This window comes from Pseudoalteromonas sp. Xi13 (assembly GCF_003952205.1).
In the GTDB taxonomy this organism is placed as follows: domain Bacteria; phylum Pseudomonadota; class Gammaproteobacteria; order Enterobacterales; family Alteromonadaceae; genus Pseudoalteromonas; species Pseudoalteromonas atlantica.
Genome location: NZ_CP034439.1, coordinates 2,686,498 through 2,699,238, shown reverse-complemented (window position 1 = coordinate 2,699,238; position 12,741 = coordinate 2,686,498). Strand labels below are relative to the sequence as shown.

10 protein-coding genes are annotated in these 12,741 nt (G+C 41.2%); all 10 read left to right on the top strand.

Annotation, left to right across the window (positions count from 1 at the left end; all coding sequences use genetic code 11):
• The first annotated feature begins 2 nt into the window (after positions 1–2).
• The 10 genes from flgG (at position 3) to fliD (ending at position 12,662) form a co-directional block, all read left to right on the top strand.
• Positions 3–791, top strand: coding sequence for a flagellar basal-body rod protein FlgG (gene flgG, locus EJ103_RS12185; RefSeq protein ID WP_004588020.1), 789 nt, complete (start codon positions 3–5; stop codon positions 789–791).
• Between the two features lie 20 nt (positions 792–811).
• Entirely contained in the window at positions 812–1,495 is a 684-nt protein-coding gene (flgH, locus tag EJ103_RS12180; protein WP_126007875.1) for a flagellar basal body L-ring protein FlgH, read from the top strand.
• A gap of 11 nt (positions 1,496–1,506) precedes the next feature.
• Positions 1,507–2,601: a flagellar basal body P-ring protein FlgI gene (locus tag EJ103_RS12175; protein WP_004588022.1), complete on the top strand. Its 1,095-nt coding sequence runs from the start codon at positions 1,507–1,509 to the stop codon at positions 2,599–2,601.
• 135 nt (positions 2,602–2,736) lie between these two features.
• The gene (gene flgJ, locus EJ103_RS12170) at positions 2,737–3,750 is read left to right on the top strand and encodes a flagellar assembly peptidoglycan hydrolase FlgJ (RefSeq protein WP_126007873.1); all 1,014 of its coding nucleotides are present in this window, start codon (positions 2,737–2,739) and stop codon (positions 3,748–3,750) included.
• A gap of 1 nt (position 3,751) precedes the next feature.
• The gene (gene flgK, locus EJ103_RS12165; protein WP_126007871.1) at positions 3,752–5,758 is read left to right on the top strand and encodes a flagellar hook-associated protein FlgK; all 2,007 of its coding nucleotides are present in this window, start codon (positions 3,752–3,754) and stop codon (positions 5,756–5,758) included.
• 2 nt (positions 5,759–5,760) lie between these two features.
• On the top strand, positions 5,761–7,029 hold the full coding sequence (gene flgL, locus EJ103_RS12160; RefSeq protein WP_126007870.1) for a flagellar hook-associated protein FlgL: 1,269 nt from the start codon (positions 5,761–5,763) through the stop codon (positions 7,027–7,029).
• Positions 7,030–7,304: 275 nt separating this feature from the next.
• Positions 7,305–8,795, top strand: a complete 1,491-nt coding sequence (locus EJ103_RS12155) for a flagellin (protein ID WP_126007868.1) — start codon at positions 7,305–7,307, stop codon at positions 8,793–8,795.
• 308 nt (positions 8,796–9,103) lie between these two features.
• Complete coding sequence (locus EJ103_RS20340; RefSeq protein ID WP_206435483.1) at positions 9,104–10,597, top strand: flagellin; 1,494 nt, start codon at positions 9,104–9,106, stop codon at positions 10,595–10,597.
• Positions 10,598–10,764: 167 nt separating this feature from the next.
• On the top strand, positions 10,765–11,199 hold the full coding sequence (locus EJ103_RS12145; protein ID WP_126007864.1) for a flagellar protein FlaG: 435 nt from the start codon (positions 10,765–10,767) through the stop codon (positions 11,197–11,199).
• A gap of 56 nt (positions 11,200–11,255) precedes the next feature.
• Positions 11,256–12,662, top strand: coding sequence for a flagellar filament capping protein FliD (gene fliD, locus EJ103_RS12140; protein ID WP_126007862.1), 1,407 nt, complete (start codon positions 11,256–11,258; stop codon positions 12,660–12,662).
• Positions 12,663–12,741: the final 79 nt, after the last annotated feature.

The following is a 12,741-nucleotide window of genomic DNA, read 5'->3' as shown; positions in this document are numbered from 1 at the left end:
TTATGAATCCTGCATTGTGGATAAGTAAAACAGGGCTAGACGCTCAACAAACTGATATTTCAGTTATTTCAAATAACTTGGCGAATGCCAGTACCGTAGGTTACAAAAAAAGCCGCGCTATTTTTGAAGATTTATTGTATCAAAACATCAACCAGCCTGGCGGGCGCTCATCACAAGATACCGAGCTGCCATCTGGCCTAATGCTAGGTGCGGGTGCAAAAGTGGTTGCTAACCAAAAAGAGTTTACGCAAGGTAATATGCTCACCACTGAAAACTCACTTGATTGGATGATCTCAGGCGAAGGCTTTTTTGAAGTACTGCAACCAGATGGCAATATTGCCTATTCGCGTAATGGGCAATTTACTACCGATGAAGACGGCCGCATTGTTACCTCCGGCGCAGGTTTTGTTGTTCAGCCCGAAATGAATGTACCCGATGATGCGCAATCAATCACTGTTTCTCAAGATGGTGAAGTGTCGGTGCGTGTAGCAGGGCAAGCCGACAACGTAGTAATTGGCCAGCTTACAATTAGTGACTTTATTAATCCATCGGGTCTTGAGCCAATTGGTCAAAACCTTTACACCGAAACCGCTGTTAGTGGTGCGCCTGTACAAGGCAATCCGGGTGTAGAGGGCTTAGGTACTATTATTCAGGGCTCGCTTGAAACATCAAACGTTAATGTAACGGAAGAGTTGGTAAACCTTATCGAAACTCAACGTGTGTACGAAATGAACTCAAAAGTAATCTCGGCCGTTGACGAAATGATGAGCTACATCAATCAACAGTTATAACCGTGCACAAGGGGATAGTTATGCGTAATGTTATTTTATTTGCAGCAGGCAGCTTATTTTTAAGTGGCTGTGTTTCTACGCAAAATAGTGAAGTGGTTCAAGACGACCCCTACTACGCACCCATGTACCCAGAGCCTGTAGCAGAGCCTGTTGTTGCAACGGGTTCGTTGTTTAACACCAATACATTTAATGATTTGTATTCAGACAAAAAAGCACTTAGAACCGGCGATATAATTACCGTTAAGCTTGAAGAGTCAACACAAGCTACAAAAGCCGCTAAAACCGAAACCGATAAAGAAACCGAAGCCAGCCTAGACCCCGTTATTGGGTTAGGTGGATTACCAGTAAATATAGGTGGCGACAGTATTCAGTTTGGCATTGGTAGTGACTCATCATTTACCGGTGACTCTAAATCAAATCAGTCAAACAGCTTAGTGGGCGATATCTCGGTGAATGTTATGCGTGTTTTACCCAATGGTAATTTAGTTATTCGTGGTGAAAAATGGCTAACACTTAACACCGGCGAAGAGTTTATTAGGCTCGAAGGCCTTGTACGTCCGCAAGATGTAAGCGCCGAAAACACGGTTGAGTCGAATAGAATTGCCAATGCCCGAATTCAATATTCAGGTAAAGGACAAACACAAGAAGCGCAAAGCCCAGGGTGGTTAACACGTTTCTTTAGTAGCTCGTTATTTCCGTTTTAGAGGATAGTAGTATGAATAGCATTAAAGCGTTTATTTTGATCATACTGCTAGGCTGGCAATTTTCTGCCAGTGCAGAGCGTATTAAAGATGTATCTATGGTTGAAGGTGTGCGTGCTAACCAACTCGTAGGGTATGGTTTAGTGGTGGGGCTACCTGGTACAGGGGAGCAAAACTCTTACACGCAACAAAGTTTTAGAGGCATGCTAAACAGTTTTGGTATTACGCTGCCTTCAACACAAAGCCCTAAAATTAAAAACGTAGCAGCAGTGGCAGTCCATGCTGAGCTTCCGCCGTTTAGAAAGCCGGGTCAAACAATTGATATTACGGTATCTTCTATTGGCAGTGCAGGCAGTTTACGTGGCGGCACCTTGTTACAAACTTTCTTAAAAGGGGTGGATGGAAACGTATATGCCATAGCACAAGGTAGCCTAATTGTGGGAGGCCTAGGAGCACAAGGGCTAGATGGCAGTAAAGTGGTCATTAACACCCCGACGGTTGGCCGCGTACCTAACGGAGCCACTGTTGAGCGCGAAGTTAAAAGCCCTTTTATGCAAGGCGACTACATTACTTTTAACTTAAACCGCCCTGACTTTACAACGGCAAAACGTTTAGAAGCAACAATTAACAATTTGGTAGGCCCTAATAGTGCACAAGCTATTGACGCTGCCTCAGTACGGGTTATTGCGCCACGTGATGCATCGCAACGAGTGTCTTATTTATCAACGCTTGAAAACCTAGAGTTTAAGCCTGCTGATACCTCAGCCAAGATTATTGTTAATTCACGTACGGGAACGATTGTCATTGGCAAAAATGTGAAGCTACAGCCTGCGGCAATAACCCATGGCGGCCTAACAGTCACAATTGCTGAACAGCAAAATGTAACGCAGCCTAATCCGTTAGCAGAAGGCGAAACTGTTGTTACACAGCAAAGTATTATTGACGTTAATCAAGATGATTCTCGTGCGTTTGTTTTTAACCCCGGCGTTAGCTTAGATGACTTAGTACGTGCAATAAACGAAGTAGGCGCAGCACCTGGCGATTTAATGGCTATTTTAGAAGCGCTTAAAGAAGCGGGTGCAATTAACGGACAGCTTGTTGTTATTTAGTTAGATTTTAGAATATTTACCCTTCCACATAAAGCTTAAGTACTCAAAAGGTACTTAAGCTTTTTACTGTTTACCTTTCTTTGGCTCAATTTTTGCATTTCTTAAAGCATTATTCATTTTTGTGTCAAAAAGCTGATGGAAACAAATCACCTCGATAAGCAAAACTTTTTTGATTTAAGTAATCTTAATACTTTACGTCAAGACGCTTTAAACAGCGGTGATGCATCTACTGATGCGTCTAAAGCGGCGCTAAAAAAAGCAGCGGCACAATTTGAAGCTATTTTTACACAAATGCTTCTAAAAGGGATGCGTAAAGCCAACGAAGCATTTGAAGATGAAGACAGCCCGTTTAACTCTAGCGGCGTAAAATTTTTTGAAGAAATGCACGATCAGCAGCTCTCTTCTGAGCTTTCATCAAATGGGTCTTTGGGTTTGGCTGATTTAATTGTTCAGCAGCTTTCTCCAGAGGCTGAGAACTTTATGCCTGGCTCAGTATTAAGAACTACTAACGACTTTATGAGCGATAAACGCGCAGGCTCTGAGCTGCCGCACGAAAAAGTGCACAGTATAAAGCAAGCAAATAAAGATGACTTAGTAGCCAGCAGTGAAGCAACACAAACTAAAACCACAACACAGCCTACACAGTCGTCATTTAATAATGCTGAAGAGTTTGTGAGTTCCGTGTGGGAGCATGCTAAAACAGCGGCCGAAAAAATTGGTTTAAACCCTGCAGTAATGGTGGCCCAAGCGGCACTTGAGACTGGTTGGGGTAAGCATATTATTAATAAAAGCGACGGGAATAGCTCAAATAACCTGTTCAATATTAAATCAGATAAAAGCTGGGAAGGCGATAAAGCAAGTAAAGTAACGCTTGAATTTGAGCAAGGTACCCCTGTTAAAAAGCAAGCAAGTTTTAGAGCTTACGATTCTATAAAAGAAAGCGTGAACGACTTTGTCGATTTTTTAACGCAAAACCCACGCTACGAAGAAGCATTACAAAAAACAGCACAGCCAAACGAATTTTTAGATTCGCTACAAAAAGCAGGCTATGCAACCGATCCTAATTACGCGAGTAAAATAAAAAAAGTGCTAAATAGCAGTGAGCTTAAAAATATTGCAACAAGCGCGTTTACCCAAGGAGTGAAGTAATATGTCGTTTAGTTTATTAAATATTGCCAGTGCTGGGGTGCGTTCAAGCTCTGAGCTGTTGCAAACGACCAGTAAAAACATCACCAATGTAAATACAGAGGGCTACGTACGTGAGCGAACTGAATTTACCACTATGGTTGATAATCAAGTAGGGCGCGGCGAAACATATAGGCTTTTAAATGAATTTGCCCAGTCGCAATTAAATCGCGATACCTCTAATAAATCATTTTTTGATCAGTTTGTTACTGAGGCAAACCGTGTAGATACCATTTTTTCTGAAGAGTCTAATAATTTATCTACAGGCATTAACTCTTTATTTAACAACGTACAAGAGGCTCTAAATCAGCCTTCTTCATCGGTTGCTCGCTCATTAGTAATGACCGATGCGCAAAGTTTAGTTGATCAAATGGATAGGCTTTCGGGTATCGTGCTTGAGCAACAAGGTATAGTAAATGAGCAGCTTGAGATTTTTTCTGAAGAAGCCAACTCACTTATCCAAAATATAAATACGTTAAACCAAGAAATTGCAGTCGTAAATGGCACAAATAACGCATCAAGCGCAAGCTCTATTTATAACCAGCGCGACTTAGCGATTCGTGAATTATCAGAGCTTGTTGATATAGAAACACTTGACGGCCCTAATGGTGAAAAACTCGTCTTTATGGGGAGCGGTGAATCTTTAGTTATGGAAAACGGTACATTTAACTTGTTTTCACTGTCGGGCGACCCGGATCCTAATTTTAAAGAATTGACGCTTGACGTTAATGGCGGCAAAGCTGTGCCGCTTGAAATAGATGCGAGCAAACTGAAAGGAAAAATTGGCGGCTTATTAGCGTTTAGAGACGACATACTTGTACCGGCACAAAACCAAATAGGCCAAATGGGATTAGCGATTGCTGATGCGTTTAACGAGCAAAATAAACTCGGTATGGATGCTAATGGCGAGCTAGGCGGTGATATATTTAATATACCTACCGTGGGTGGTTATGCGTACCAAGACAATACCGGTAGCGCCAGTTTAACAGCCACGCTTGAAGCAGGTAAAGGCAGTGAGCTACCCGCTAGTGACTTTATTGTCACTTATACCGCTAATGCAAACGAAGTGAGCATTCAACCAATTGATAACAAAGGGGAGCCGATAGGCAGCGCTTCTTTAGCAACGATACCGCCGTCTGGTGTTATAAACTCAGATGACTTTACCACCGGTGAATCGTTTGGTTTGCAAATTGATGTAGCCGGTACTGGTAATACAGGTGATCAGTTTCAAATTAAACTTAACTCTGAGGCGGCAACCAGTATTTCCCTTGCGACAAGCCGCGGTGAAGATTTAGCACTTGCATCGCCTATTCGTACAGCTAACAGCATAGATAATGTAGGTACAGCGACTATTTCAGCCGGAGAAGTAACAAGTGTTACCTCGGGTGGCTTTAACACTACCCCTGGTTTAGCCAATGGCGATATAACGTTAGTTAAAACAGGCACTGCAAACGAATATCAAATTACAGATGCAAATGGCACCACTACGTTTACAGTAACGCCTCCAGCAGAGGGCGTACTGGCTCAGGCTGGCGTACCTTATAGCAACTATGGCTTTGATTTTGACATTGAAGGCACGCCAGCTACCGGAGACACCTTTACCCTTGAATTTAACGAAGGCGGCTTTGACGATAACCGTAATGGTTTAAAACTCGCTGATTTACAAAATGGCGAATTAGTGCGTAAAAATGTAGTGACAACAGCCACTGCCGACAATCACGACACATTTAATCAAGCCTATTCGGGGTTAGTGAGTGATATTGGTGTAGTCACTGGTCAAGCCATTACCAGTGCTAGTGCATTTGATGCGTTAGCAGAGCAATCAGAAGCGTGGTATGAATCGCTCTCGGGTGTAAACCTTGATGAAGAAGCTGCCAATTTACTACGTTTCCAACAATCATATTCGGCATCAGCTCAAGTACTAGCTGCGGCCCAAGAAGTTTTTGACACCTTATTAAGTGCGGCGAGGTAATTATGCGTTTATCAAATAACTTAATGTATCAAAACAACATTAATAAAATACTCGATAACCAACAAAGTGTTGCTAATGCACAAGAGCAAGTAACAACAGGTAAAAAATACTTAACGACCTCAGAAGCGCCTGCTGCTATTTCACAAGGGATGCTGTATTCAAATAAAATACAAACAAATGAGCAATATACTAAAAATATCGACCAATTAACTGGCCGCCTTGAAACTGAAGAAACCATCTTACAAAGTATAAATACCAATATTCAACAAGCTCAAGAGCTAGCTATTCAAGCGGGCAATGGTGTTTATACTCAAGATGATTTAGAGTCAATCGCGGCAGAGCTGAGTGAAATACAAAAAACACTTGTTAATTTAATGAATACCCGCTCAGAAGACGGTAAGTTTATATTTTCAGGCTACCAAGACAGTACCCAACCCTATCAGTTTGACTCTACAGCAGGTGAGTACACCTATAATGGGGATCAAGGCCAGCATGTTATAACTATTGCTGAAGGCGTGAGTATTAAATCAAGCGATAACGGTTTTGATACGTTCGAGAAAAGTGATGCAAGGTTAGATGTTACTGATAATCAAGCTGCTATCCCAGTAACTACGCCTGCAAATAATATTACAGCGGGTACGGTTTACGTCGATGGTCAAACAGAATTCGACCGTTTCCATCAAGAAAATTACAATGCAGATCCAACCGCAGCGGCAACAGTGAACACATATAATGTGGTAATAACACCAGGCGCTACCGCTAACGACCCTGATACTTATGAAATTTTGCGTGACGGCGTGTCGCTAAGCCCTGCACAAGTAGGCGAGATAACGGATGAGCCAATCGATTTTGCAGGCATGAAAATCGAATTTGAAGGCGCAGCACCAGGGCAGCTTGATTTTACCCTCGAAAAGCCGCACAAAGAAAATGTGCTTAATACATTACAATCGCTCATTACGGGGTTAAATGATGGCACACTTGAAAACGATGATTTTCAGCAAGTATTAGCCGATGGTGTAGTACAGCTTCAAAATGCAAGTGAGCAAGTTGTGTATACGCAAGCGAGCTTAGGCGGGCGGATGAATGCGGTTGATAGCGTGAGTGACTCAAATCTTGCGCAAGACATTCAAAACAAAAGTAACCTTTCTGATTTAGTAGAGGTAGACATGGCAGAAGCCATTAGTGAACTCACTAAACAAGAAACCGCACTGCAAGCGTCACAAGCCACGTTTGGCCGTTTAACAAACCTTTCTTTATTTGATTACTTATAAACAGATTATAAGCAGAAATACCTTGCCGCTTTAGTTAGCATAAAGCGGCAAAAACCTCCCTCATTAGCGTGGCAATAATTTGTCACTTTAATACCTAAACATTTAACGCTTCGTTAACTCTATGATGCTTAAAATAAAACTGTTTAAAAACAAAGCTTTAAATATATTTCAAAGTTGGCACAGTAAATGCTTTTCTAATAATTAGAAATTATCGAATAGTGGTTCCTGTTAAAACGTGTTGAACCACACTCTGTTTAAACCTAGGAGATGGTCAAATGGCATTAACAGTAAATACTAATGTGTCGTCATTGAACGCACAGCGAAACTTAACAAAATCTGGCGAAGGCCTAGCAACGTCAATGGAACGTTTATCATCAGGTATGCGTATTAATAGCGCAAAAGATGATGCGGCGGGCTTACAAATTTCAAACCGTTTAACCTCACAAATAAATGGTTTATCAGTGGCTCAACGTAATGCCAACGATGGTATTTCAATGGCGCAAACCGCTGAAGGTGCGATGAGTGAGTCGACCAACATACTTCAACGTATGCGCGAGCTTGCCCTGCAAGCGGCTAATGGTTCAAACTCTGCCGAAGACCGTGAAGCACTACAAAAAGAAGTATCAGCACTTCAGGTTGAGTTAACACGTATTGCAGAAACCACCTCATTCGGTGGTCAACAGTTATTAGATGGTAGTTACGGTAGCAAAGCGTTCCAGGTAGGTGCTAATGCTAACGAAACAATTAACGTATCACTTTCAAGCGTTGCAGCTGAAAAAATTGGCTCAAACCAAGTGAATTTACAAGCAGCTTCCGGTAGTGATGGCTTTGGTCAGGTTTCTGAAATTGGAACTGGTGCTCTTGCTGATAGTGCGACTGTTTACGGTAGTTTTACAATTTCAGGTAGGGTAGATTCGACGGTTAACATAGTCAATGGCTCTACAGCAGAAGAAGCTGCTGCAACTATAAATCAGGTAAGTGGTGCTACAGGTGTAACAGCACAGGCTAGAACCGAAGCTGTTGTCGAAATGGGGGCAACATTAAGTGCAGAGGGTAGTTCAGTAAGTTTTGAATTAAATGGCGAAAAAGTGTCTTTTGTTGCAACGGGTACTATCGCTGGTGATGAACAAGCAATGGCAGAGGCTGTTAATAAGGCAACTGACGAGCACGGAGTTACTGCTACTATAGAGAATGGAGAGCTTTCATTCTCAAACAATAATGGTAAAAGTATAGAAATTGTAGGGTTTGTGGGTGACACAGGTTCAGATATTACTATTACACCACAAGGCTATGATGAAGGTGCGGCCGGTGACGCCCAAACACTAGTTACAGGAGGCCCGGACTCCGCTAGGATTGCTGGCTCAATCCAATTAAATTCATCAGAAACTTTTGCTACAACTGGTACGGTCTTTGTTGATGAAGTAAATACCAAGGTCACGAGTACATTAGAAAATGTAGCTGATATTGATGTTATTACTCAGAAAGCATCACAAGATGCGCTTTCAATCATTGATAATGCCATTGCCAATATTGATGAGCAGCGTGCGGGATTAGGTGCGGTGCAAAACCGTTTTAGCTTTACAATTAACAACCTTGCAAACATTGAAGAAAATGTAACCGCATCGCGTAGCCGTATTCAAGACACCGATTTTGCAACGGAAACAGCAGAGATGACTAAAAACCAAATACTGCAGCAGGCAGGTACATCAATTCTTTCACAGGCAAACCAGGTACCACAGGCTGCTATTAGCTTGTTAGGTGGTTAGTAATAAACGCTATTAATAAAACTTATAAAAAAGCACATCTTGATAGGTGTGCTTTTTTGTTTTTTGTCCATAAATAGCACGCAGTACGTGAATTAAAAACTTTTTAGGGAGAAGTGAATTTATTATTTCCTTTAAAATTAGTTGTTTATATTTATTTTATTAATAACTTTAAAAATAAATCAAAATAACGCTAAAGATAAATTTTCTCCTGCCGTTAACTTAACCAGTACAGAGCTTGAACATACAATTGTGACAGCTCTTGGTTAAATCTAAACAGTCACATTACGAAAGTAATCAGGAGTTTTATTATGATTTCAGTAAATACAAATGTATCTTCACTAAACGCTCAGCGTAACCTTTCTACTTCAGGCTCTGACCTTGCAACGTCAATGGAGCGTTTATCATCAGGTATGCGCATTAACAGCGCAAAAGATGATGCGGCAGGCCTACAAATTTCAAACCGTTTAACATCACAAGTAAATGGTTTAGCAGTAGCACAACGTAACGCTAACGACGGTATCTCAATGGCACAAACCGCTGAAGGTGCAATGAGCGAATCTACAAGCATTTTACAACGTATGCGTGAGCTAGCACTACAATCTGCTAACGGTTCAAACTCAACAGAAGACCGTGAGTCACTACAAAAAGAAGTAAGTGCGCTCCAAACAGAGCTTACACGTATTGCAGAAACAACATCATTTGGTGGGCAACAGCTACTAGATGGTAGCTTTGGTTCTAAGTCTTTTCAAATTGGTGCTAACGCTAACGAGAATATTAATGTTTCATTGTCGAGTGTTGCAGCGAATAAAATAGGCACCAACCAAATTAACTTACAAGGTGATACAGCAGGTTTTGCAGAAGCATTTGCAGGTACTGCGAGCCAAGTTGCAGGTGGTGATTTAGTCATTGATGGCCGAGAATCTGCCTCTGTTGCGATTGCGGCAGGTGCTAGTGCGGCGGATGCAGCAAGTGCTGTAAATAGCTACACAAGCTCTACCGGGGTTACTGCTCAGGCTCGTTCAGAAGCAAAGGTTGATATTACAACAGCTGGCGATGCAGATGAGATTATAAGTTTTGAACTAAACGGTAAAGACTTAGCTTCAGGGGATGAAATAAAAGTTTCATTTGTATCAACAGGCACAGTTGCTGGTGATAAGCAAGCTATGGCTGAAGCTATCAACGCGAAAACTGATGAACACGGTGTAACTGCAAAAATTGAAAACGGAGAACTAACAATTGGCAACGACACGGGTGAAGATATTGTTCTTTCTGCATTAGCAGAAAGTGATGGAACCACTAGCACTGTTGGGATGACGGTTACAGGTAAGTCTTATGACGGAGTAGATGCGACTACAGGTGTGGCTATTGCAGCAGGTGATGATGTTCATGTTTCAGGTTCATTACAGTTAAACTCGTCTGAGGTTTTTACAGCTCAAACGACAGATACTACAATTGCTGCTACTGCTAATACAGAAGTAAGTTCTCTTAAAAGTGTAGATTCTATAGATATTACTGATCAACAGGGGTCACAAGACGCAATAGCTATTATCGATAATGCGATTGCGAATATTGACTCACAGCGTGCAAGTTTAGGTGCGGTTCAAAACCGTTTTGACCACACTATTAGTAACCTTGCGAACATAGAAGAAAACGTATCGGCATCACGTAGCCGTATTCAAGATACAGACTTTGCAACTGAAACAGCAGAGATGACTAAAAACCAAATCTTGCAACAAGCAGGTACGTCAATTTTATCGCAAGCGAATCAGTTACCACAAACAGCACTTAGCTTATTAGGTTAATAAGTTAAACGTTATAGCTTAATGGGTAGCTAGCTAGTACAAAAAGTCAGTATTAGTTTTAAAAAACAAGGAGGTGGCTTTAGCTACCTCCTTTTGTGGTTTAAGGGTATAAATTAAGCTATTGTTAGTCTAATAATTATACAGGTTCGGCAGCTCTAGGAGGCGTTATGAACACCATTACTTCAAACGCAGAAGTTACGATAGCATCAACATCTTTAACTGGTGAAGATAAACAAGTAGGGCAGAGTGGCTCAGTATTGACTCAGCGCGCTGTTGATGACGTAAATAAAACGGATGAACAAAGCCCACAAAACCAGTTAAATAATCAATATGCACAACAAGGAACTGAGACTAATAGTTCGCAAAACCAACAGCTTGCACGTGAGCAGCTTGAAAAAGTGGCGCAGCAATTGCAGGAGTTTATGGGTGAGATGAACCGTACTCTGCAATTTCAAGTTGATGAAGATTCAGGGCGAGATGTAATTAAGATACTTGATAAAACAAGTGGTGATGTAATTAAGCAATACCCTTCGGAAGAAGTATTAAGCTTAGTGTCTAAACTATCTGAGTCTGCAGGTATTTTAATCGACCAAACGGTGTAGCCGCCGTACTGTTGATATATTATTAGTTAAGTTTTTTGGGTTTAAAGAGGTGAAGTATGTCTATTTCGTTTAATGGTTTAGGCTCTGGTTTAGCGGTATCAGATATAGTTGATGCGTTAGTTAATGCTGAGCAGGCTCCAGCTGAGGCTCGTTTAAACACTCAAGAAAGTACACTAACTACTGATATTTCAGCTGTAGGTGCTTTAAAGTCTGCGCTACAGCAAGTGCAAACAGCAATGGAAGAGCTAGGTGACGCTGATAACTATCAAAAACGTAGTACATCAGGAAGTGATACTTTCGTGCAGTTAAGTGCTGATGAAGACGCCCAGCCAGGTGGTTACTCTGTAGAGGTTAATAACCTTGCTACGGAGCATAAAATACTATCAGAAGCATTTGACGCTGACGCTGCAGTGGGTGAAGGTACAATGACATTCAGCTCAGGCGACAACAGCTTTGATATTGAAGTATCAGATACCGCTACTTTAAGTGAAATAAGAGATGCAATTAACGACAGCAGTGATAACGACAGCATAAATGCAACAATAATAACAGATGATACCGGTCAACATTTAGTACTGGCAGCTAAAAATAGCGGACTTGAGAACGAGATTAAAGTAGAGGTAATTGATACTGACGGCAATAACACCGATACTAATGGATTGTCTCGTTTAGCCTTTGATTCTGCTGGTGTTCAAAACGCCTCTGAAATTATTGCTGCAACCGATGCATCAATTACTATCGATGGCTCGCTCACAGTAAGTAGTTCTTCAAATACCTTTACCGATGTAATAGATGGCATCACAATAACGGCAAAAAAAGCACACGCTGAAGATGATGATGTAAGCAATATTACAATTACAGAGAATAATAGTAATATTGAAGCTGGTTTAGCTAGTTTTATTGAAAGCTATAATGAACTTCTGGAGCTGAGTAACAACTTAGGCGCTTCAAGCGAAGATGGCGCTGGTGTAATGGCCGGTGATTCGTTACTACGCGGTGTAATGTCTAAATTGCGAGAGCAGATTACCGACTCTGTAGATTTAGGCAATGGCAACTCATTATCACTTTCGCAATTAGGTGTTGAAGCCGATCGTTATGGAGTATTGACGCTTAATACCGAGACTTTAAATGAAAAAATTGATGAAGATGTCGACTTAGTGCAACAGTTTTTTGTAGGCAGTGACGATGACTTGGGTGGCTTTGCCCAATCGTTTGATGAGTTAATGAGTTTTTATACCGACTCTGACGGCATTATCCAAAATCGTATCGACAGTAAAACAAACCAATTAGAAGATATTGATGAGCAGCGTGAAAGCCTGACAAGTAAAATGGAATCGTTATCGTCTCGATTATATGCTCAATACAACGCCATGGATTTATTGGTAGCGAGCTTAAACTCTACTAGCAGCTATGTACAAGCACAGCTTGAAAATATGCCTGGTGTGGTGAGTAATAATTCTTAATTTTCCATATTAATTATGAACATAAAAAAACCGTTTAAAAACGGTTTTTTTATGTCTAAATATTACCTTTAACATGCTT

Excerpts from the sequence above, each read along its gene's own strand:
- flgL (WP_126007870.1), top strand. The coding sequence starts at position 5,761 with ATGCGTTTATCAAATAACTTAATGTATCAAAACAACATTAATAAAATA.
- EJ103_RS12175 (WP_004588022.1), top strand. The coding sequence starts at position 1,507 with ATGAATAGCATTAAAGCGTTTATTTTGATCATACTGCTAGGCTGGCAA.
- EJ103_RS12155 (WP_126007868.1), top strand. The coding sequence starts at position 7,305 with ATGGCATTAACAGTAAATACTAATGTGTCGTCATTGAACGCACAGCGA.
- fliD (WP_126007862.1), top strand. The coding sequence starts at position 11,256 with ATGTCTATTTCGTTTAATGGTTTAGGCTCTGGTTTAGCGGTATCAGAT.
- flgH (WP_126007875.1), top strand. The coding sequence starts at position 812 with ATGCGTAATGTTATTTTATTTGCAGCAGGCAGCTTATTTTTAAGTGGC.
- flgJ (WP_126007873.1), top strand. The coding sequence starts at position 2,737 with ATGGAAACAAATCACCTCGATAAGCAAAACTTTTTTGATTTAAGTAAT.
- flgG (WP_004588020.1), top strand. The coding sequence starts at position 3 with ATGAATCCTGCATTGTGGATAAGTAAAACAGGGCTAGACGCTCAACAA.
- flgK (WP_126007871.1), top strand. The coding sequence starts at position 3,752 with ATGTCGTTTAGTTTATTAAATATTGCCAGTGCTGGGGTGCGTTCAAGC.
- EJ103_RS12145 (WP_126007864.1), top strand. The coding sequence starts at position 10,765 with ATGAACACCATTACTTCAAACGCAGAAGTTACGATAGCATCAACATCT.
- EJ103_RS20340 (WP_206435483.1), top strand. The coding sequence starts at position 9,104 with ATGATTTCAGTAAATACAAATGTATCTTCACTAAACGCTCAGCGTAAC.